Source organism: Longimicrobium sp. (assembly GCA_036389135.1).
Lineage (GTDB): Bacteria > Gemmatimonadota > Gemmatimonadetes > Longimicrobiales > Longimicrobiaceae > Longimicrobium.
This window is the reverse complement of sequence record DASVQP010000120.1, coordinates 28,337-49,936: the sequence shown is the minus strand read 5'-3', so window position 1 is coordinate 49,936 and position 21,600 is coordinate 28,337. Positions and strand designations below refer to the sequence as shown.

At 71.1% G+C, this 21,600-nt stretch carries 21 protein-coding genes; 7 read left to right on the top strand and 14 right to left on the bottom strand.

All coding sequences use genetic code 11. The features are described from left to right. Positions 1–54 precede the first annotated feature (54 nt). From VF584_24535 to VF584_24515, 5 genes are read right to left on the bottom strand one after another with little or no spacing between them, the layout of a single operon-like run. Positions 55–1,155 carry a hypothetical protein gene (locus tag VF584_24535; GenBank protein ID HEX8213365.1) on the bottom strand — a complete coding sequence of 367 codons (1,101 nt, stop codon included), beginning with the start codon at positions 1,153–1,155 and terminating at the stop codon, positions 55–57. After that, positions 1,136–2,125, bottom strand: coding sequence for a hypothetical protein (locus VF584_24530; protein HEX8213364.1), 990 nt, complete (start codon positions 2,123–2,125; stop codon positions 1,136–1,138). Before VF584_24530 ends, VF584_24535 begins: the two co-directional genes overlap by 20 nt. Continuing rightward, positions 2,122–2,769, bottom strand: a complete 648-nt coding sequence (locus VF584_24525) for an OmpA family protein (protein ID HEX8213363.1) — start codon at positions 2,767–2,769, stop codon at positions 2,122–2,124. Before VF584_24525 ends, VF584_24530 begins: the two co-directional genes overlap by 4 nt. A gap of 11 nt (positions 2,770–2,780) precedes the next feature. After that, entirely contained in the window at positions 2,781–3,965 is a 1,185-nt protein-coding gene (locus VF584_24520) for a MotA/TolQ/ExbB proton channel family protein (GenBank protein HEX8213362.1), read from the bottom strand. A 37-nt stretch (positions 3,966–4,002) separates the two neighbouring features. Continuing rightward, on the bottom strand, positions 4,003–4,815 hold the full coding sequence (locus tag VF584_24515; GenBank protein HEX8213361.1) for a CHAT domain-containing protein: 813 nt from the start codon (positions 4,813–4,815) through the stop codon (positions 4,003–4,005). Positions 4,816–5,308: 493 nt separating this feature from the next. On the opposite strand from VF584_24515, the gene VF584_24510 reads away from it, so the two are divergent. Next, positions 5,309–6,916, top strand: coding sequence for an amidohydrolase (locus VF584_24510; GenBank protein HEX8213360.1), 1,608 nt, complete (start codon positions 5,309–5,311; stop codon positions 6,914–6,916). A 114-nt stretch (positions 6,917–7,030) separates the two neighbouring features. Here VF584_24510 and VF584_24505 read toward each other — a convergent pair whose 3' ends face one another. The 8 genes from VF584_24505 to VF584_24470 all read right to left on the bottom strand — a co-directional run bounded on the left by VF584_24505 (position 7,031) and on the right by VF584_24470 (position 14,223). Beyond that, the gene (locus VF584_24505) at positions 7,031–7,747 is read right to left on the bottom strand and encodes a LytTR family DNA-binding domain-containing protein (protein HEX8213359.1); all 717 of its coding nucleotides are present in this window, start codon (positions 7,745–7,747) and stop codon (positions 7,031–7,033) included. A gap of 5 nt (positions 7,748–7,752) precedes the next feature. Continuing rightward, a complete protein-coding gene (locus tag VF584_24500) occupies positions 7,753–8,859 on the bottom strand; it encodes a histidine kinase (protein ID HEX8213358.1) in 1,107 nt (368 codons plus the stop codon). Positions 8,860–8,864: 5 nt separating this feature from the next. Further along, entirely contained in the window at positions 8,865–9,317 is a 453-nt protein-coding gene (locus VF584_24495; protein ID HEX8213357.1) for a S41 family peptidase, read from the bottom strand. Between the two features lie 1,077 nt (positions 9,318–10,394). Then, on the bottom strand, positions 10,395–11,333 hold the full coding sequence (locus VF584_24490) for a MaoC/PaaZ C-terminal domain-containing protein (GenBank protein HEX8213356.1): 939 nt from the start codon (positions 11,331–11,333) through the stop codon (positions 10,395–10,397). 338 nt (positions 11,334–11,671) lie between these two features. Further along, positions 11,672–12,076: a secondary thiamine-phosphate synthase enzyme YjbQ gene (locus VF584_24485; GenBank protein ID HEX8213355.1), complete on the bottom strand. Its 405-nt coding sequence runs from the start codon at positions 12,074–12,076 to the stop codon at positions 11,672–11,674. A 29-nt stretch (positions 12,077–12,105) separates the two neighbouring features. Beyond that, on the bottom strand, positions 12,106–12,729 hold the full coding sequence (locus VF584_24480; GenBank protein HEX8213354.1) for a hypothetical protein: 624 nt from the start codon (positions 12,727–12,729) through the stop codon (positions 12,106–12,108). A 55-nt stretch (positions 12,730–12,784) separates the two neighbouring features. Next, complete coding sequence (locus VF584_24475; protein ID HEX8213353.1) at positions 12,785–13,198, bottom strand: hypothetical protein; 414 nt, start codon at positions 13,196–13,198, stop codon at positions 12,785–12,787. Further along, positions 13,195–14,223 (bottom strand): hypothetical protein, encoded by a 1,029-nt coding sequence (locus VF584_24470; GenBank protein ID HEX8213352.1) that lies wholly within the window; start codon positions 14,221–14,223, stop codon positions 13,195–13,197. The genes VF584_24475 and VF584_24470 overlap by 4 nt, the downstream gene beginning before the upstream one ends. Before the next feature lie 131 nt (positions 14,224–14,354). Here VF584_24470 and VF584_24465 point away from each other — a divergent pair, with 131 nt between their 5' ends. After that, a complete protein-coding gene (locus tag VF584_24465; protein HEX8213351.1) occupies positions 14,355–15,191 on the top strand; it encodes a TIGR00730 family Rossman fold protein in 837 nt (278 codons plus the stop codon). Between the two features lie 50 nt (positions 15,192–15,241). Here VF584_24465 and VF584_24460 read toward each other — a convergent pair whose 3' ends face one another. Further along, positions 15,242–15,637, bottom strand: a complete 396-nt coding sequence (locus VF584_24460) for a four helix bundle protein (GenBank protein ID HEX8213350.1) — start codon at positions 15,635–15,637, stop codon at positions 15,242–15,244. Between the two features lie 106 nt (positions 15,638–15,743). On the opposite strand from VF584_24460, the gene speY reads away from it, so the two are divergent. The 5 genes from speY (at position 15,744) to VF584_24435 (ending at position 21,462) form a co-directional block, all read left to right on the top strand. After that, entirely contained in the window at positions 15,744–16,904 is a 1,161-nt protein-coding gene (speY, locus tag VF584_24455; protein ID HEX8213349.1) for a deoxyhypusine synthase, read from the top strand. A gap of 6 nt (positions 16,905–16,910) precedes the next feature. Beyond that, a complete protein-coding gene (locus tag VF584_24450; GenBank protein ID HEX8213348.1) occupies positions 16,911–17,627 on the top strand; it encodes an SMI1/KNR4 family protein in 717 nt (238 codons plus the stop codon). 54 nt (positions 17,628–17,681) lie between these two features. Then, entirely contained in the window at positions 17,682–18,839 is a 1,158-nt protein-coding gene (locus VF584_24445; GenBank protein ID HEX8213347.1) for an amidohydrolase, read from the top strand. Positions 18,840–19,107: 268 nt separating this feature from the next. Next, the gene (locus VF584_24440) at positions 19,108–19,569 is read left to right on the top strand and encodes a hypothetical protein (protein ID HEX8213346.1); all 462 of its coding nucleotides are present in this window, start codon (positions 19,108–19,110) and stop codon (positions 19,567–19,569) included. Positions 19,570–19,764: 195 nt separating this feature from the next. Then, a complete protein-coding gene (locus VF584_24435) occupies positions 19,765–21,462 on the top strand; it encodes a M28 family peptidase (protein HEX8213345.1) in 1,698 nt (565 codons plus the stop codon). The last annotated feature ends 138 nt before the right edge of the window (positions 21,463–21,600 follow it).

Genomic DNA, 21,600 nt, shown 5'->3' with positions numbered 1-21,600 from the left:
TCGCGATGCCAGGTTCGTCGGAACGTCGGGCCGGGCGGCGGGTCCGCGCGCCCGTTACTCCAGCCTGCGGCGCAGACGGTCCGCGTCGGCGAGCTCCAGAAGCGCCTCGATCTCGGCAGAGCCGGGCGAGGGATCCAGCCGCTCTACCGCGTCCCGCGCACGCCTGGCCGCCGCGGTGGTGCCGGTGCCGTCGCCCAGGTCGTCCACCAGCATCTCGGCCACCAGGTGCAGCAGCGCGGCGCGCACCCCGCGCAGCTGCCCGCGTCCGCGCACCACGTCCGTGGCGGCTACCACGTCCCCCAGCACGGCGGCCAGCCCCCCGGCGCCGGCGGCGGCCGGCAGCGCCCGGTCGCCGTTGAAGACACCGGCCGCGAGTGCGGACTGCTGCACGCCGTGGGCACCCGCCCCCCCGTTCCATCCCCCGGCCGCCGTGATCGCCCCAGGGTGAAAGCCGGGGATGTGGCCGATCATCTCGCGGGCGCTGTTCAGGTCGCCTTTCTGCACCGATTCCACCGCCGATCCGTACATCGCCTTTTCGATCTCAGCGACCCCCTGGGTCTGGCGCACCGCCCGCTTCAGCGGCGCGCTGTTGATCGTGGTGAGATCGGCCTCCATTCCCTCGGGAAGGCGCACGCTGAGCCGCAGTGAGCGGATGTTGATGCCGTAGGTGGACGCGAACTCGCGAAGCTCCTCCATGCAGCCATCCACCACCATCCGCGCGTGCTGTGGAAACGCCTCCCACACGGCCTGCCAGGGAAGCTGCTCCACCTCGCGCTTCACCACCACGCGCACCTGGTCTCGCACCCTTCGCAGCGGGTCCGCGTTGCGCGCCCGGGCCAGCGCGCGCGCGTCCGCTACGGCGTACGCCAGGTTGAAGACTACGCGGAAGTCGCTGACGTGGTCCGCCAGGCGCATGCTCTCGTTGAAGTCCAGGTGCCGCTCGAGCGAGGTGTCGGCCGCGTAGGCGAAGTACTCCGTCCGCTTGAAGAACGGCAGCGTCAGCCCGGGCTTTACCGGCGCCGCGCCGGGCATGAGGATGGAATGGAACTCGTCGCCGGCATCGCCGACGCGCTCGAACACCACCACCGCGTGACCCTCCAGCGGCTCGGCGGTGTGCTCCTTCAGCAGCCGGTGGTCAAAGGTCAGGTTGCTCATCGTACATCCCTGGGTTGATGGTGACGTCGTCGCCGGCTTCCTCAGCGCGGCCACGCGGCGGCTCCCGTTGTTCCTGCGCCTGGCGCATGCGGCGCAGGGTGTCGTCCACGCGGGCGCGCCAGAGCAGGCGGGTGGCGGCGGTCCACGGATCACCGTCCGGCGCGTCCGCCAGCCGGTGCCGCAGCCCGGCGATGGCCGCATCCGCGCCTTCCGGCGCCTGCTCCAGCGCGCGGCGAAAGCGGGCGCGTGGCGCCAGCAGCGCGCGCATCTCTTCGGCAATCCGCTCAGCGAGGACGAACCATCCTTCCTCCGCCACCGCCGCGGCGGCATCGAGCGTGGCGCCGCTCCACGGGTCCGCGGCGGTATCCGGCAGCAGCAGGCGCGTGGCGTCGCACATCTCCCGCGTCTCGCGTAGAGAATCTTCCAGCGCGGCGGCGCGCGAGGGGTCTGCGGGGGCGCCGGGGCGGAGCGCGCGCACCTGGTGAACGCAGGCCTCCGCCAGGTACGCGGCCCGCGCCCTGCATCCCCCCGCCATTCGCTCGCGGGCGGCCTCCAGCAGCCGGCCGGGCGCGTGCACGCAAGGGAGCTCCCGAAGGCGCTCCACGCGCGCGGCCGCCCGCACGCGCGCCACCGCCTTCGCCGCCCGCGCCAGCGCCGCGTGCGCGGCCAGCAGCTCGCGCGTCTCCTCCATCCGCTCGCGCGCGTACAGCAGGTGGTTCAGCGCCGTCCCCAGCGCCTCCTCCTCCAGCGCCCGCCGCGCGCGGCGCAGGGCATCGTCGTGATCGGCCAGCAGGGTGGGGGCGTGTGCCCGGATCGTGGCCCTGTCGCCCTCCAGCGCGTGCAGCTCGTCCAGCGCCCGCAGATACTCTTCGCTCAGCCCCTCGAGCGCGGTGCGGCCCGAGGGAAGGCGGCCGTGCTCGTGCCTCCACACCACCCGGCGCAGCTCACCCGCCGGGGCCGGCGCGCTCACGGCACCGCTCCCGCCGCGAGCCGGCCCGAAAAGTAGATGCGGATCTCGATGCGGCGGTTCAGGCTGCGGGTGCGGCTCACCGGCCGGTTCTCGGCGTAGCCGTTGACGGACATCAGGCGTTTGTCGAGCGGATCGCGCGCACCGCGGGTCAGGTACCGCAGCACCGAGGTGGCGCGGGCGGTGGAAAGCTCCCAGTTGTCGTGCGGGTAGTAGTTCCGGCGAGCGGGGACGTCGTCGGTGTGCCCTTCGATCTGGATCTGCTCGTACAACTGAGCCCCGTTCGAGTCCAGCGAGTGGAACACACGCGTAAGGCGGCCCAGCAGCCGTCTCCCCTGCGGCAGCAGCTCGTGCTCGCCGGGAAGAAAGAGCACGCCTTCGCCAAAGCGGATCTGCAGCAGCTTGAGGTCCGCCGAGTACGCCACCTGGCCCGCGGCGATCTCGCGGCTGAACTCGCGCTTCAGGATTTCCGCGAACTGCGCCTGCTTTTGCCGCGCGACGGACAGCTCGGCGCTGCCGGCGCTGAAGTTGTGCTCCACGAAGTAGATGAGGAGAAAGAACATCAGCAGCGACGTGAGCATGTCGATCATCGCCGGCCAGTAGTTGATCCGGGTGTGGAGCGCGGACTCGACGCGGGGAACGCTCATCGGCTCCTCCTCTACCAGATGACGATGACCAGGACCACCGCCACGCCCACCACCAGCAGCGGGTTGCGGCGCATCTCGCCCACCAGATCGGCCATGAACCCCAGCAGCTGCGTGCCCAGCGCCTGCCACCCGGCCGGGCGCTCGGGCACACGCACGGCACGGTCGGTCTCGGCGCGGCGAAGGCTCCGCTCCACGCTGTCGGCCGTGCGCACCATCGCCGCACTGGCGGCGGATATCTCCTGGACGAGCGGCGCCAGGGCCGCGCCGGACTCCTCGGCCTCCGGCCCGCGCGCGGCGGCCTGCAGCGCCAGCCTGCGGATGCTCTCCACCGTGGTGCCGAGGGCCTCGTGCATTCCCGTCTGCCGCTCCGCGTTCCTTTCCTGCAGACGGGAAAGGTCGGTGAGGGTGGCGAACGACTCGGCAAGCTGCAGCGAGAGCTTTTCCAGCGCCGTCTCGTCCTCCACCGCGGGGACGGTGGCGGGGAGCAGCTCGGCCACGGTGAACCGCTCCAGCTCGTCGTAGAAGGCGGACTGGGCCCGCACCAGCAGAAAGTTGAGCGCGGAAACCACGATGGCGCAGAACAGGCCGACCAGCGTGGTCACGAACGCCGTCTTCTTGCTGGCGATGATGCTGCCCAGGCTGGCGCTGGCCTGGGCGAACCCGTCCGCGGCGGGCGCGCCGTCCCCCGGCATGACGCCCTGCATCTGCAGCAGCATCATGCACAGGCCGATGAAGGTGCCCAGCATGCCGCCCATGGTGCACAGGTCCACGGCGTAGCCAGGGAACGCCAGACCGGACCTGGCGTTTTCGCGCATGACCGTCATCTGCTGCAGCGCCTCCACCTGCACCCGCACCCGCGCCTGCTTCATGCGGGCAAGCTCCGCCAGCCGGTCGCCGATGATGGACCTCCTGTCCACGCGCTCGCACAGCGAGTGCACGTCCACCGGCGCGGGCGTACGGGGCTCCTTCCCCTCCTGCGCTTCCGCTTCCGCCTGCGCCTGGTCGCGCTGCAGTGCTTCGCGAAGCTCCGTGCGCACCGCCTTGAGCGCGCCCATCTCGCGGTGCGCATACCGCTGCCGGTGCCGCATGGCGATCCACCCCGCCACCGCGCCCAGCCCCAGCAGCAGCAGCGTGAACAGCCGGCCCAGGCCGCTGTTACCCTGCCAGACCAGGTAGAGAAATCCGTGTTCAGTCATGGAAAGTCATCCGCTGGATTGTCGGTAATCCGCCGCCTCAGCCACCGTGCGTGCGCGTGCCGACGATCGAGATCGTGCTGCGGTCGACGCCCTTCGCGGTGAGGTCCTGGTGCACCGGTCCGCCGCGGACGCCGCCCTTGCCGTTGTGGTCGTGCCCGATCATCTCCATCCGCGAGTCCGACACGTGCTCGGTGTGGGCACGCTGGCGGACCTCGCCCGCGCCCGCGCCTTCCGCCCCCGACGTGCTCGCGGACGGCACCCGCAGCGGCCGCCGGTCCGCGCCGAACTGCTTGCGCAGCACCGGCACCGCCGCCTCGTCGCTGCCGTCCAGCTCCAGCTGGTTCACCGCGAGGTCGAACGCCTGCTGCACGCCCGCGCCGGACGCCAGGGCGGTGTAGAAGGCCTGCGAGAAGGTGATGGCGGCCTCGTCGGTGACGGCGTGGTTGGTGCCGATCACGTAGTCCACCATGTCGCGCAGCTCCTCGACGATGGGGTGCGTGTGGCAGGCGTTCAGGACCACGACGCGCACCCCGCTGTCCAGCAGGTCGAACAGCTTGCCCAGTGCCGCCCTGTGCACCGCCGTGGGATTCCCCGCCGCGTCGCTCAGGTAGAGGACGCCGCCCTTGCCGCCGTGCCCGGAGAAGTGGACGATGTCGGGTTGGTAGTCCAGCAGGGCGAGCTGCAGGTCGCGCGGGCGCGTGGAGAAGTGCGACTCCAGCTCCAGTGTGTCGTGTGCCTTCCCCCGCATCAGAGCGCGCCGGATCGCGCGCATCTCCGCTTCCAGCTCCAGCTTTGCGCGGTCCCGGAACGGGTCGGCGGCCAGGAACAGCACTTTGATCTTGTCAGGCATCGGGGTCTCCGGGGTTGGTTTCGCGCTCCGGCTTGTGCCGAACATCTGTCGGACGGGCGGCTCCGGTTTCCCCCGCGAGGCAGCGACGCCGTTCCCAGAGTCGGGGCGGCGGTCTGAGTGTAGAGCGGTAGTTGATAGGCAGCACTGCGGATCGTGCCCAGTTGCATTCTCGCCGTGCACGACGCTGCCCTGGTGCGCGACGAACGGACGAAGGCGGGTCCTGTGGCTACGAAGTGAGACGCCTGCGGCGGGTGGTGATCGATCCCAACAGGGTCGGCATCCTCTGGGCCGATGATGATGACCGACCGCGACGATCGGCACACCATATCGCGCAGCGACTGCGAGCCCGCGCGGCTGGCTACCACCTCGCATCCGTCGGCGAAGCGGACGGACAGGCGCTGCTGGTCGTACTGGCGGATGGCGGAAGAGTGGTCCAGGTTCACGATGTGCCCCTGCGCACCCGCGAGACCCGTCCGCCTTATCGGAGACTCCCTTGACCCTTTCTCGGATCACAGCGTGCCTGGCCTTCTCCGCCGCGCTTTCGACGTCCGCGGCGGCGCAGTCCGGCACGGCCCCGCCGGACCTCATTCTGACCGGAGGAAAGGTCTTCACCGCGGATTCCACGCGCCCGTGGGCCCAGGCGCTCGCCATCCGCGGCGAGCGCATCGTGGCGGTGGGCACCAGCGAGCAGGTGGAGCGGCTCGCCGGCCCGGCCACGCGCCGCATCGCGCTGGGCGGACGCGTGGTCATCCCCGGCATCAACGACGCGCACGAGCACGTGCCGGACGTCGCGCTGGCCGGCGCGTTCCGCACCGGCCCCTCGCCCACGCCGAATCCCGAGCTTGGGCCGGTGCTCGACTCGATCCGCGCGCTCGCCGCCCGCACGCCGCCGGGAACGTGGATCCAGACCACCATAGGCCTGCGGTTGCTGAACGACCCGGCCGCACGCCGGACCGCGCTGGATTCCGCGGCGCCGCATCACCCGGTGCTGCTGTGGACGTGGTGGGGGCACGGCGCCGTGGCCAGCGGCACCGCGCTGCGCATGCTGGGGATCGCGGACGGCGCGCCCGATCCGCCGGGCGGGTGGTACGAGCGCGACGCCGCGGGGCGGCTTACGGGACGCATGGACGAGTACGCCGAGTATGGCGCGCTCCGCCGGCTGTACTCGTTCCTCCCCGACACCGCGCTCGTGTCCAGCTTGCGCCGCTTCGCGGACGAGTCGCTGCGGATGGGCGTGACCAGCGTGCAGAACATGGCGAGCAACGCCGAGCCCGCCCAGACGCTGCGGGTGTTCCGCGCGGCGGCACTCCCCATCCGCGTGCGGCTCATCCGCTGGCCTGTTCCCTCGGCCGCCGATCGCCTGGAGCGGGAGTGGGACGCGGCCGATCCGCACCCGGCGCCGAGGGTAACGGTTTCCGGGCGCAAGTGGGTGATCGACGGCACGCCGATCGAGGAGCTGGCGCTGAGCCGCACTCCGTATCCGGGCCGCCCCGGATGGTACGGCCGCCTGAACTTTCCGCCGGACACTTTGCGCTCCATCCTTGCCGAGGCACTGCGTCCCGGCGCGCCGCAACTTCACCTGCACGTGGTGGGCGACAGCGCGACGAAGCTGGTGCTGGCGGAAATGGAGGCGCTCGCGCCGGCTTCGGCGTGGCGGACGCGCCGGGTGCGCATCGAGCACGGGCGCGGCATCTCGGGCACGCAGGTGGACCGCGCCCGGCGGCTGGGAATCATCATCGCCCAGCCACGGGCGGGCGCGCCGCTCGCAACGTGGCGCGCGGCCGGCATTCCGCTGGCCTACGGATCGGATGGGATAGCGAGCCCCTTCCACAACCTGATGGTGGCCACGTCTCCGTCCGACGCCCGGGAGGCGCTCTCGCGGGAGCAGGCGCTGACCATGTACACGCTGGGCTCGGCGTACGCGGAATTCGCCGAACGCGACAAGGGCAGGCTCGTGCCGGGAATGCTTGCGGACCTGGCCGTCCTGTCCCAGGACATCTTTGCGGTTCCCGCCGAGGCGCTCCCCCAGACCGTGAGCGTGCTGACCATCGTCGGGGGCCGCGTGGCGTATCGGGCAGCCGACTTCCCGGCGGCGCCGTAAGCCGCGCGGATCAACCGGGCTGGCATGCCGGAATCCGCCGTGCGGTCGGGTTTCGCATACCCACTCCTTACCGCTGGAAATGCCTGAGCTATCCCGGCACAGCGGAGCGGCCGATCAGCGCACCATCTCGCGTAGAGATTGTGAGCCGGAGCGGCTGGCCACCACCTCCGAGCCGTCGGCGAAGCGGATGGACAGGCGCCGCTCGTCGTACGGGCGGATGGCGGAAACGTGGTCCAGGTTCACGATGTGCGCCCGGTGCACGCGGCGGAAGCTCGCCGGGTCCAGCCGCCGCTCCAGCTCGTTCAGGCTGATGTCGGCCAGCACCTGGCCGGCGCCGGTGCACAGCGTCACGTAGTCGCCCGCGCCCTCGATGCGGTGCACGTCGCGCATGCTCACGGGCACCATCTCGCCCTTGCGGCGCACGAACAGCCGCTCCAGGTACGGCTCCGCCGCGGCGGCGGGAGCGGGCGGGGCGGCCAGGCGGCGCGCCACCCGGTCCACCGCCGCCTGGAAGCGCGTCCATCCGAACGGCTTCACCAGGTAGTCGTACGCCTCCACCTCGAACGCGCGCAGGGCATACTCCGGGTACGCGGTCGTGAACACCGGCGCGGGGCGGTGCGCGGCGCGCTCCAGCACCTCCAGCCCGGTGCACTCCGGCATCTGCACGTCCAGGAACACCACGTCGGGCGCCAGCCGGTCGATCAGCTCCACCGCGGCAGTCCCGCTCTCCGCCTCGCCCACCAGCACCAGGCGCGGGTCGCGCTCCACGAAGCGCCGCAACCGCTGCCGGGCCAGCGGCTCATCCTCCGCCACGACGGTCCGCAGCGCCATCGCGCTCACCCCTGCCCCGCCGCCGCCAGCGCCGGCGCGCCGGCCGGGAGCGCGAGCGCGATGCGGAACCCCGCCCCCGGCGCCGTGGTGATCCGCATCTGCCCCGCATCCCCGTAGCGCGCCTCCAATCGCCCGCGCACCAGCCGCAGCCCGGCGCCCGGTGCCCGCTCCACCTGTTCGGGGATCGCGCCGGGTCCGTCATCCTCCACCGACAGCTGAAGTTCGCTGCCCTCCCGCGCGGCGCGGATGCGAATGGAGGTGGGCGCCACGCGCATCGACGCCGCGTGCTTCACCGCGTTCTCCACCAGCGGCTGCAGCACGAACGAGGGCACGGTGCAACGCAGGGCGTCGTCATCCACGTCGAGCTCGGCGTGCAGGCGCGTGCCCAGGCGAAGCTGCTCGATCCACAGGTAGTCGCGCACGAGCTGGATCTCCTCGTCCAGCGGCACGTCGTCGGCCGCGCTGCGGCGAACGTCGCAGGTGCGGTGCAGCAGCGCGCCGAACCGCTCGATGGCCTCCTCGGCCCGCCCGTCGCCCGCGCTCACCAGCTCCAGCAGGGAGTGCAGGGTGTTGAACATGAAGTGCGGGTTGATCTGCGCGCGGAGCGCCTGCATCTCCGCGCGTGCATGCAGCGCCTCGGCCCGCGCGGTGCGCGCTTCCTGCTCGCGGAGGCGGCCACCCACCTCGCTCACGTAGCGCACGGCCGCGATGGTCACGTACAGAAGCACGCCCGCGCCCAGCTGCCAGCGAAGCTCCTCGAAGGTGAGCACGGCCACCCGCGCGCGCCACGACCACAGCGAATCCACGATCGTGCGCATGGCCAGCATCAAGCCGCACCACGCCAGCGAATAGGCGATGGCGAGCACGGCATGGATCCCCAGGAACGCGCCCGAGCCGCGGCTGCCCCAGGGGATCCTCGCGCACGCGTACACCGCGCCGATGCCGGCCAGCGCGGCCGGAACCGTGTTCTGCAGCGCCAGCGTGAAGCTTTCCAGCGCGTTGCCGCCGCCGGCCATGATGGCGCCGAAGTACGCGGCGAGCATGGGGAGCCACGCCGCCGCGTACAGCGTCCAGCGTCGCCGGCCGGAGCCGGCGGTCAGTGCATCGGTCATGTGGATCAGGGGGCGGGTACGCGCAGGGCCTGGGCGGCGGCTCGGAACAGCGCCGCCTCGTCCGCCGGCGGAGCCGCGACGTTGGGCGCCACGCCGTTGCCTTCCAGGCGGCGGCCGGCGGCGGTGCGGTAGTCCATCGCGGGAAATCGAAGCCGCCACCCGGGCGCCACCATCACGTCGGCGGAGGAGAGCATGGCGCCCGCCGTGCGCTCGCCCACGACGACGGCGCCGCGCGCCTCCTGGAGCACGGCGGCCACCGCCTCCGCGGCGCTCCCGGTACCCTTGTCGGTCAGCACCGCGACGCGCCCCGCGTACGTCCGCTCGAGCCCGCCGCCGATGTACAGCATCGCGGCGCCGCCAGCGGCTCCCACCGCTTCCGCCAGCCTCTCGCCGGGCACCGAGCCGTCGGTGGGCAGCGCGGGCACCCTGCCGGCGTCCAGCGCGCCCGCGGTGCGCATCCCCCCGGCTGTCATACCCGCCGCGAACGACGAAGTAGCCGGCGGGCATGGGGCTGGCGCTCAGGTGCTGCCCCAGGCGGTAGGCCAGGTCCACCGAGCCGCCCTCGTTTCCGCGCAGGTCGATGACGATGGCCGGCAGCGCCGCCATCGCGGCGAACGCGCTGTCCAACCGCGCCACCTCTGGCACCAGCGCCGCCCCCGACGGGTTGAAGCTCTCGATGCGCAGGTAGCCCAGCGACGGCGAAAGCACCCGCCAGCTCACGGACGGCCTGGCCGCCGGCGCAGGTGCAGCCGCCGTGCTTGCCGCCGATGGCCGCGGCAGGCGGACGACGGGGACGAAATTCAGGTGCGACGTGCGCAGTGCGCGAAGCAGCCCGGCGATGACCGCGTACGCCTCGGCGTCGGTGCGGGCAGCGGCGACGCGCGGGCGTGCCTCGGCCACGAGCCGGTTCCAGTTCGCGCCGTTGTACCCGGGATCATAGAAGTTGCGTACGAGCACCGCCACGACACTGTCGAACACCGCCGTCCCGGTCAACGGCGCCAGCGCCTCGCGCGGCAGGCGCATGCCCGTTGCCGCCACGGGCGCCTGGCCGGCCCCGCTCCAGGTGCCCCGCAGGGAATCGCCGCGAACCGCCACGTCCAGCGCGAACTCGCGGCCGCGCGCCTTCCCGCGGGCCACGAACCCCGAATCCGTACGCGCGGCCGAGGCGGGCACGACGGTCTGCGACCACGAGAAGGAGCCGGGCGTGAGCACGCCGCCGCGCTCGTCCATCGACAGCACCACCGTGAGCGGCTGCGGCGCGGCTACGCGCACCAGCCAGTTGCCCGCGACCTCAGGCGGCCCCTGCGCGGGGGCGGCGGACGCCAGCGCGGCCGTGAGCAGGAGCAGGGGAATTAGCAGACGACTGCGAGTGTGCATCATCGACCAAACGGTTGCGGGGAACGGAACAGCCACGTCCGCCAACAGTGGCGTGTCCCCGCGCCGTGTCCAAACGTCGTTCGCCCAACCGGCCGGCCGCGCGTCCGACCGGGCCGTATCGTCGGCGGATGGCGGGCCTCACCTCCGTGTTGCCAGAGTCAGGTCGGATCTGCGCGGACGGTGCCCGCCCAGGTGCCCTGCGCGAAAAGCGTGTCGCCGGGATCGTCGGTGACGCGGAACCAGCGCTGGCCGTCGGCGTCGCCCACCCAGAGGCGGGCGTGGGCCGGGAGCGGGAGCGGGGCGCGGAACGCGATGCGCATGCGGCGGAGCGCGGTTGGGTCGCCCCCCAACGGACCTTCGACAAGGGCGTGCGCCGCCATCGCCGCGGTGCAGAAGCCGTGCAGGATGGGGCGCTTGAAGCCGAAGGGACGCGCAGTCCAGCCCCACAGGTGGATCGGGTTGTAGTCGCCCGAGGCGCGCGCGAACCGCCGACCGGCGCCGCCGCCCAGCACCCAGCTCGCGAGCGGCTCCCATGTTTGGGGCCCCTCCGCGGCGGGGTCGCGCCGGGTCGGGTCGTCGGTGCGGGGCTCCTGCGGCGCGCGGGTGCGGGCCAGGAAGACGGCGGTGCTCTGGGAGCATAGCTGGCCGGTGGCCGTCCAGTTGCGCGCGGTTACCGTCAGCCGCAACCCGCGGCTCACCCGCTCGGCGCGCTCCAGTTCCACGCGGCAGCGCACCGTGTCGTCACGGCGGATGGGCCGCAGGCAGAGGATCTCGCTCTCCAGGTGCACCACGCCGCCCACCGGGAGCGGGCGGTCCAGCCCGGCGAAGAGCTCCAGGCACCGCTCCGTCTCCCACGTCGTGGGGAAGAGCGGGGGAAGCGGCGCGCCTTCGCCCTGAAGCGCGGCAATGTCCGCTCCCTCGGTGGCGCGGAGGTAGCGCTCCACCGACGCTGCATCCGCAAACACTCCGGTGCGCTCGACGGCCGGTTTGCGGCGCGGCGCCTCCAGCGGCGGCTCCGGCTCGTTGCGCGCCATCAAGCCGCGCGCAGCCAGCCGCAGCGCCGCGCCGATCTGGGAAGCAGAACTTAGGATTGGCATCGTGGATCGAGTGCGTTCTGAAACGAGACCGCCGCGAGCGAAGAATGGCAAGCGCTTAGAAGAACAAGTCTATCCATCTTCGCCTCTATAGCAGTCTGTTCGTAGATCAACGTTCCCAGGGATCCCGCATCAAGGCAGGATCGGCCAACTGGGATCGAGCCTCTTGATATCCTTTTCGAAGCTGTCGATCTCGTCTACCGAAAGATGTGGAAGGGACGCGAAAAGATCTCGCAATCCCTCCAGGGTACATCCCCGGGGCAGAGGCCGGGGTTCGGCGGCTCGATCAGTCATCGGACTACCCATATCGTTTTCCGTAGAAGTGGCACGCTTCCCCTCAATCAACCGGCGGAACCAATCACCTGCACTGCGACCGTCCTCTCGCGCGGGCCGTCCCACTCGCACAGGTAGATGCCCTGCCAGCGGCCGAGGAGGGGGCGACCGTCGTGGACGATGAGGGTGAGCGAAGGGCCGAGGAGGGAGGTCTTCACGTGGCTATCGCTGTTCCCCTCTGCGTGCCGGTAGTACGGCTCGGTGGCGGGGACGATCTCGTCCATCTTGCGCAGGACGTCGTGCACCACGTCCGGATCGGCGTTCTCGTTGACGGTTAGCGCGGCGGTCGTGTGGAGACTCTGCGCGACGACGATCCCCTCGCGCACGCCGGTGCGGCGGACGGCTGCTTCCACCTGCGCGGTGATCTCGACCAACGCGTTGCGCTCGCCGGTGCGGACGCGGATCTCTTCCATTGCTTGATGTGGATGCGAAGGGTGCCCGGCTATTCCGGCCACGCCTCGGGGTCGTCGAGCACCTTGTACCCGCCGCGCTTCCAGGCCAGGTCGATGGGCTCGGCGAACCAGACGGCCTGCCCGGCGGAGGTGACGTATCCAAGCAGGTCGTTGGCCGGCGTCACGATGAACCCGACCGCTTCGCCGTCCGCGAGGTCCAGGAACAGCTCCCGGGGTACCGCGAAGTCCATCTCCCGCACCGGCTCCGCCAGCACGGGCTGGGCATCCGGCCGAAGCGCCACGCGAGTGTCGATGCGGGCGTCTACCATCCACTTGGCGAAGTGGGCGATCTCCACGCGGTTCTCCGCGTTGGAGGGCCCTTCGTTGGCGTCCCAGACTTTCCTCCACATGCGCCGCCCCACGATTCGCCCCACGAAGACCAGGGGGTCCCCCGTCGTGGTCGGGCGGACGACGACGGCGTAGTAAAGGCCCGCGAGGAGCCCCAGGGCCACGCCGATGGGGGGCGCGAATGGAAGCGTCGCCAGCGCGGCGCCACCGACCACCACGCCGGTGCGGCGGTAGCTGGGGAGCGCGGCCCGGGTCCGCGCCCGCGCCTCCCTGGCGATGGCGCTCCAGTCTGCGTCGATGAGTTCCAACCGGTCGGCGGGATCCATTTGCAGGCTCCTGAGGCACGAGGACGCCGAAAGCGGCCAACCAGTGCGCCGCCGGTCAGTTCATCATGGGATCGCTGGCCGTGGCCTGCACCAGGAATGGGGTGTCGTACGGCTCCGCACCGCCGATGCTCACGGAGAAGCGGTACATCCCCTCAGCGGGAAACTGCACGCCGACCATCGAAAAGACCTGGTTGGCGGTGGCGAACTCGCCCGGCGGGACGGCGGGGGCCATGATCTCGCCGACCGCCTCGAACATCGCGGTACCATCCTGGTCCAGCAGGCGCACCTCGACGGGGAAGGTGCGCCCCGCGTCGCCGAACTCCATCTGCACGCGGAAGGCGAAGACCATCCGCGGGTGGATGACGGGGAAGTTCGCGGCGTTGATACGGTCGAAGATGCCCAGCACGTTCAGCTTCCCTTCCTGCGACACGTTGGCTTCATCCGCCAGGAAGGCGAGAGAGATGTTCATCGGGTCCCTTCCGGCCGCGCCGGGCATGGAGTGTCTTTTCCGTGGATCCAGAGCGACGCCACCTTCACCTCGTCGCGGATCGAGTCGGGCTGCGCGGCGGCGCCCGCGGTGTCGGCCGGCGCCAGTCCGAAGCTGACCCCCGGCGCGTTGGGCGACCAGAGCGCGAGGCGCCCTTCGGCCTCCAGTGCACAGAGCCGGCCGTAGCGGCTGCGCAGGTCGCCCAGCGTGGAGCCGATCCCCACGCCCACCGCCGTGCGCACCTCGGGCGAGACCGCCACGATGCGCACCACGCTGTCCCCCGCGAGCTGCGCCACCACCGCGCGCCCGGCCAGCGAGACGAGGAGCCCCTTCTCCGCCACCCCCTCGGCCTCCCAGGCGGTGTCGCGCGCCTCGGGGCAGGCCGCGCGGAGGGCGGCGGACTTCATCCCCAGCCGCACCGGGCCGATGCCGTAGCGCTGCGCCGGCGACGATCCCGCCGTGGCGCACCCGCCTGCCGCCCGCTCGGAACCGGGACGAATCCGGATGGTGTCCTGCCGCGGAGCCGCGAGCGGCGCCCCCGCGCGCGAAAGGAGCGACACGCGCACCGGATAGACGGGCGTCGTCGCGGCGGCAGCCGCCGGTGCGGGCGGGGTGCGGACGGCCTGGCGCACCTCCACCGCGGCCCCCTGCGCCACCGTCCCCAGCTCCCACGTAACGCGCGTCTCGCCGCCGGCCGAGTCGATGGCGGGAGCGCCCGGCGTGCCGGCCGGCGCCGCGACGGCGCCTACCGCACCCTGCATTACGAGCTGGATGCGCGCGCCCTCGATGGGCGTGGCGGTGCGGTTGGTGAGGGCGACCACGATCGTGTCCTCCTGGTTCCACGCCATCGGCTCGGGGACGGCGAGCGTGACCACGGCCCCGGGCGCGCTCGTCGTGTCCACCACCGTCTGCACCTCGGGGGCGTCCGTGCGGTCGCCGCGGCACGCCGCCAGGGCCAGCGCCGCCCCCATCACCCACCCCGATATCCTGCCCGTACGTCCCCTCATCCGGTCTCACGCGTGTGGGAAAGATGCGCCGGCCGCGGACGCGGTTTTGCGTGGCGGCGGCCCGGCTCTATTTTGTCGTGCGCGCCGCTCCGGCGCGAGGGCGGCGCGTTCACCACTGCGACACGGGTACGATGGCCCAGGTCAACCAGGACAACCCCACGCTCAACCGCGCGGCGCGCACCGGCACCCCCACCGAGGACGAGCGGCTCCTCGAGTCGCCCGCTCAGGCGCCGGCGCGGGCGGGCGACTTCGTGCACACGGACCCCTGGCGGGTCTTCCGCATCATGGGCGAGTTCGTGGAGGGGTTCGACGCGCTGGCCAACCTGGGCCCCGCCGTCACCATCTTCGGCTCCGCGCGCGTGAAGCCGGACCACGAGCAGTACGCCCTCGCCCGCGAGACGGCGCGGCTTCTGGGCGAGGCGAGCTTCACCATCCTCACCGGCGGCGGCCCGGGGATCATGGAAGCGGCCAACGCCGGCGCGCGCGACGCGGGTGTGATGTCGGTGGGGTGCAACATCGAGCTCCCCTTCGAGCAGCACGTCAATCCGTACGTGGACGTCGCCATCAACTTCCGGTACTTCTTCGTCCGCAAGACGATGTTCGTCAAGTACGCGGAGGCGTTCGTCATCTTCCCCGGCGGCTTCGGCACGCTGGACGAGCTGTTCGAGGCGCTGACGCTGATCCAGACCGACAAGGTCCGCGACTTCCCGGTGATCCTCTTCGGCCGCTCGTACTGGCAGGGCCTTCTCGACTGGATCGAGGGAACCCTGCTGGCCGAGGGAAAGATTTCGCCGGAGGACCTCCGCCTCATGGTCGTTACCGACTCGCCCGCGGAGGTCGCGCGGATCATCGTCGACTGCCACAAACGCAACTGCGCGGCCGCGGAAGAGAAGAGCGTGCGGAAGGAAGTGCGGCCAAAAGCGGAGGGCGCGGCGCCGGCCAGCCCGGAGAAGCACGACGGGGAGTAAAAGAAGTGCTAAGTGCTAAGTGCTAAGTGCTAAGTGCTAAGTGCTAAGTGCTAAGTGCTGGGTGCTGAGCGGTGGGGAGGGATTTGAGTGCGTTCGAGGGACGTCCGGAGAGCGGCGAGCATCCGGGCTACCTCAGTGCAGCGGGTGTTCAACGACCGATGATCAGCTTCGGTGAGGTAATCGAGATCCCGGGCGAGATAGAGCTGGCTCTGCACCTCGGCGAGAGAGCCCCGGGCAATCGTGACGAAACGGCGGACTTCGGGTCGGCTGTAGCGCCCGAATCCCTCGGCGATGTTCGACATCACGGACACGGCCGCGCGCCTGACCTGGTCGCGCAGCCCAAAGTCGCGCGCAAAGCTGCCGGTCCCGGTGATCTGGTATACGGCAACGGCCAGGCTTCGTGATTTCTGCCACACCAGAAGATCCTCAAAACGGGTGATCTTCATCGTTTCCTTACGGGAGGGCTCCAAACGCGCTCTCCTCAAGATGTACGATCTGTCCTGCGTGCACCAGGCCCCAGGACTTAGCACTTAGCACTTAGGACTAGAGGACATGTCCAAAAGCAAATTCCTGAGCGGCAAGCGCATCGAGCCCACGCGGATCGGGCCGGGGCTGAGCGTGTCCGAGCTGGTGGACGGGACGTTCCAGGCGTACAACGCGGCGCGGCTTCGGGAGGGGTGCCACCTTCTCACGAAGAAGATGCTGGAGGAGGACGTCACCGTCGGGCTTACGATGACGGGGGCGCTGACGCCGGCGGGGCTCGGGATGAGCTCCGTGATCCCGCTGATCGAGGCCGGGTTCGTCGACTGGATCATCTCCACCGGCGCCAACCTGTACCACGACACGCACTTCGGCATCGGTCTGGAGCTGCGCCAGGGGAGCGCGCAGATCTCCGACACCGTGCTGCGCGAGGAGGAGGTCGTACGCATCTACGACATCTTCTTCGACTACTCGGTGCTGCTGGACACGGACGCGTTCTTCCGCCAGATCATCACCGGCCCCGAGTTCCAGCGTGCAATGTCGTCCGCCGAGTTCCACTACCTGTGCGGCAAGTACGTGGCCGCGCGCGAGGAGGAGCTGGGGATCGGGCGCAAGTCGCTGCTGGCGGCGGCGTACGAGCACGCGGTGCCCATCTACACCTCGTCCCCCGGCGACTCGTCGATCGGGATGAACGTGGCGGCCAAGGCGCTGCAGGGAAACAAACTGATGTTCGACGTCAACGCGGACGTCAACGAGACCGCCTCCATCGTCCTGGACGCCAAGCGCGGCGGCGGCAAGTCGGCGATCTGGATTCTGGGCGGCGGGAGCCCCAAGAACTTCGCCCTGCAGACGGAGCCGCAGATCCAGGAGGTGATGGGGATCGACGAGCGCGGCCACGACTATTTCCTCCAGATCACCGACGCGCGCCCCGACACCGGCGGCCTCTCCGGCGCCACCCCCGCCGAGGCCGTATCGTGGGGGAAGATCGACCCCGAGCGCCTTCCCGACGCCGTGGTGTGCTACGTCGACTCCACGGTGGCGCTCCCCATCCTGGCCGCATACGCACTCGACCAGCACGCGCCGCGCACCCCCAGGCGCCTCTTCGACCGCCGCGAGCAGATGATGCAGCGCATCCGCGACGAGTACCAGAAGTCCTCGCGCAACGAAGCCGCGCAGGAGACGGCGCGCGAGCACGCCGTGCACGAAGGAAGCATGCTGGACCGGGACCGGTAGGCGCCGATGATGCCTGTTGCCGAGCTGCTCCGGTCGCTGGAAGGGCGGGAGTGGACAGACGAGCGCGGCGAGGTCGTGCGCGTGCGGTTCGCGCCGCCGCTGTCGGAAGCGGAGATCGACGAGCTGGAGGCGGAGTGGGGCATGCCGGTTCCGGCAGCCGCCCGCGACGTGCTGCGCGTAACGCAGGTAGTCGAGGGTGTGCCGCTGCTGGACTCGGTGAACTTCGCCGGCAACTGGCATCGCGACGTGCTGGAGGCGCTTTTCCCGTATACGCTGCCCATCGCCACGGACGGGTACGGCAACTTCTGGAGCGTGGACGTCGTGCCGGGTTCGGGCGTGTTCGGGCCCGTCTACTACGTCTGCCACGATGGGGGCGTTGTCATCTACCAGTGCGCGGACGTCGCCGCGTTCATCGAGGGCATGATCGAGCTGGTGGAGCCGCCCCACCAGGGACCGCTGTATCTCGTCCAGAAGGGGCTGCCCCTCACCGAGGACGACCAGGACTACGGAAACCGTACACGGGGCGAGGTTGGGATGGAGCTGGAGGAGGCGCTCGCCTCTGACGACGAGGTCCTGCGCGCGTTCGCGGAATCGCTTCCCCCCGAGGTCGGCTGGATCGCCGACATGCGAAACGCGCGAATGGGCCAGGGGTTCGTGACCCACGACCCCGAGGAGTTCATCCGCCACCCGTCGGAGCACCTGTTCGCCCGGCTCTACGTCTGAGCTCACGAGCGCCTGGAGACTTTGTAGCCCGGCGCCCACTTACGCACTTATCGCATGGCAACCGCTGAGCACGACCTCCTCATCCGCACCCGTCGCGACCTTCACCGGCACCCGGAGCTCGGCTTCCAGGAGCACCGCACGGCTGGCATCGTGGCGGAGCGGCTGCGCGCCGCGGGTTACGAGGTGCAGACCGGAGTGGCCGAGACGGGCGTGGTCGGCACGCTACACGGCGGCGCGGGTGAGGGGCCCACGCTCCTGCTGCGCGCGGACATGGACGCGCTCCCCATAGAGGAGGAGTGCGCGCACGACTTCATTTCCACGCACGCGGGGGTGATGCACGCCTGCGGGCACGATGCGCACGTCGCCATCGGGCTGGCGGTGGCGGAGAGGCTGGCGCGCACGCGCGGCGAGTGGGGCGGCACCGTGCGCTACGTCTTCCAGCCCGCCGAGGAGGGGGGCGGCGGTGCGCTGCGCATGGTGGAGGAGGGGGTGCTGGAGGGGGTGGACGCCGCGCTGGGGCTGCACGTGTGGCTGGGAATGGAGAGCGGCGTGGTCGGCGTGGTGCCGGGGCCGTTCATGGCGTCGGCGGGGTCGTTCGAGATCACGTTGCGCGGGCGCGGCGGGCACGGCGCCCTCCCTCACGAGACGATCGATGCCGTGATGGTGGGGAGCCAGGTGGTGGTGGCGCTGCAGAGCATCGTCTCGCGCAACGTGTCGCCGCTGGATTCGGCGGTGGTGTCGGTGGGGACCTTCCAGGCCGGCACCGCGCAGAACGTGATCGCGGACACGGCGCGCCTCACCGGCACCGTTCGCGCCTTTGACGTGGACGCCTGCGCCGAGCTCCCGCGCCGCATCGAGCGCGTGGTGGCCGGCGTGTGCTCCGCCCTGGGCGCCGAATACGGCTTCGACTACGTGCAGGACACCCCGCCCACCATCAACGACCCCGCCCTCGCCGAAGCCGTACGCCTGGCTGCTCTCGAAGTCGTTGGCGCCGAGCGCGTGCGCACCGACCCCGACGTGCGCACGATGGCCTCCGAGGACTTCGGCGAGTTCCTGCTGCGCGTCCCGGGCTGCTACTTCTTCGTGGGCGCCCGCAACGAGGGACGCGGCGCCGTCCACCCGCACCACTCCCCCCGCTTCGACCTCTGCGAAGACTCGCTTCCCGTGGCGGTGGACGTGCTGGAGCGCGCCGCCCGGCGGGTGCTGGGGTAGAGTGCCCCCTCCCCCCGGCCCCCTCCCCCGCCAGCGGGGGCGCAGGGCGAGCGAGGGGGAGAACTACGCGCGGGGTGCCAATGCCCGCGTAGGGGCGCGATTCATCGCGCCCACCCTCCGCGCGCCTCGACCGCCGTCCAATCCACCAATCTCCGTAGGGGCCGCCCCGCGTGGCTGCCCGTGCCCCCCCGCGCCGCGCCGCTGCCCGGCCCCCCGCTTGCGTCGGACGCACGCGAGCACCGCGCATCCCTTCTACCGGCAGGCGGCCATGAACCTCAGACTCCTTCCCAAGCACCTGATCGGGCAGATCATCCGCGGGATTCGCGGGCGGCTGAGGCTGAGCCAGGCGTCGCTGGCCGAGCAGCTCGGCCTGGAGGGCGGCGAGGAAACCGTGCGCCGGTGGGAGACCGGTGAGGAGCAGCCCGACGGCAGCGTGCTCACCCGCCTCGCCACAATGGGGCTGGTCGACGTCCTCGTCTTCCACCAGCAGGAGGACACGGAGCACCTACCCCCCGGCGAGGCGGCGGAGCTGCAGGGAATCCTGCTGCGGATGGAGGCGCTCCTGGTGGAAGCGCGCGAGGTGGTGGAGCGGGCCGCGCGCCGCTCGCAGCCGGGCGTGCCGGCGCTGAGCGCGTCGGTCGAGGTGTCCGCCGAGGTGCGCCCACGCAAGGCCGCGAAGAAGGCACCCGGCCGAAAGAGCACCCGAGCAAAGAAGAATACAGCCGAGTGACGCGACGTCGATCGCCAAAAGAAAACGGCAGGGCTCACACAGAGACACGGAGCCACAGAGAGAAGAGCAAAAGGAAGTTCTCCCTTGCTCGTGGTTCCCTCTGCGCCCTCCGTGTGATGCTTTTATCTCCGCGACTTCGCGCCTCCGCGTGAGATGCAGATCAGCGGAATCCGCAACCCACACCAATACCCGTCCGTGACCCAGCTTCGCATCGCACAGCTCCTGGCCGTGGCCACGATCATCGCCGCGCCGCTCGCCGCGCAGGATGGGCCGCGCACCCACGCCGCCCGCCCCACCGCCGGACCCATCCGCGTGGAGGACGCCCGCTCGCGCCTGTACGTGCTGGCCGACGACTCCATGAAGGGGCGCCAGTCCGGCGAGCGCGGCAACGTGATGGCCACCGAGTTCATCGCCGCCGAGCTGCGCCGCGCGGGGCTGGAGCCGATGGGCGACAACGGCACCTTCTTCCAGACGATCCCGCTGGTGCGCAAGGGGCTGAACCCCGGCGCCGCGCTCTCGGTGGACGGCTCCGCGCTGCGCCTGTGGACCGATTGGGCGCCTCTTCCCACCACCGAAGATGTCTTCCCCTTCGCCCCCACCCTCGCCGCACTTGGCACGCAGGTGGTGTTCGGCGGGCGGATCGGGAGCGAGATGATCTCCGAGCAGCAGTCGCGCGGCAAGGTCGTCGTCCTCCTGCCGCCGCGCGGAGCGGGCGGACAGGGCGAGTACCGCTTCTGGCGCACGCAGAGCACCAACCCGTACCCCGCCGCCGCCGCGGTCGCCATCGCCTCGCTGGACATCTCGCCGCCCTCGATCCTGGAGTACGTGCAGGCGGAGCAGGCGGAGCTCGCGGACCCCGCCGCGGCTCCCGCGACAGGCGCGCCGGGGATGCTGGTGACGGTGGCGGTGGCGGAGCGCATGCTGGGTGCGGCGCCGGCCGGGCTGCGTCCGGGGGCGGCGGGGCGCGCGGTCAGCGGCACCTTCTCATTCGCGCCCCGGCCGCTGGACGCACCCTCCCGCAACGTCATCGCCGTGCTGCGCGGGAGCGACCCGCGGCTGCGCAACGAGTACGTGGTCATCAGCGCGCACAACGACCACGTCGGGCGGACGACGGTGCCGCTGGACCACGACTCGGTGCGCGCCTACAACCGGGTGCTGCGTCCCCAGGGCGCCAACGATCCCACTGGGACACCCACGCCGGCGCAGGCGTCCCGCATCCGCGCGCTGGCGGACAGCATGCGCCGGGCGCACGGTGGCAGGCGCCTCGACTCCGTCTTCAACGGCGCGGACGACGACGGCAGCGGCACCGTCGCGCTGCTGGAGATCGCGGAGGCGATGGCATCCGCGCGGCGGCCGCGGCGGTCGATTCTCTTCGTGTCGCACACGGCGGAGGAGTCGGGGCTGTATGGCTCGCAGCACTTCACCGATCATCCCACCGTGCCGCTCGGCTCCATCGTGGCGGCGCTGAACATGGACATGGTGGGGCGCGGCCGGGCGGAGGACATCCGCGGCGGCGGGCCGCGCTACATCCAGCTCATCGGGTCGCGGCGCCTCTCCACCCAGCTCGGCGCCACCATCGACTCGCTGAACGCCGCCCGCACGGAGCGGATGTCGATCGACTACTCCTTCGACGCGCCCCGTCACCCGCTGAACCGCTATTGCCGCAGCGACCACTTCATGTACGCGCGCTACGGCATCCCCATCACCTACTTGTCGCGCGGCTACCACGTGGATTACCACCAGGTGGGCGACGAGCCGCAGTACATCGACTACGACGGGCTGGTGCGCGTTGCCGGCTTCGTCCGCGACATTGCGTTCGCCGTGGCGGACCGCCCCGCGAGACTGGTGGTGGACGGCCCGAAGCAGGACCCCAACGCGCCCTGCCGCCAGTAGTGGACCTCATCCGCGGGCGCGGGACGCGAAGCTTCTCCGCGCCTCCGCGTGAGACAAGGGGTGCCGTTCGCCACGCCCAAGACGTTGTTGCGCGCGAGGATGCCCCCAACGGCGTCAAAAGTGCATGGCCCGTACTCC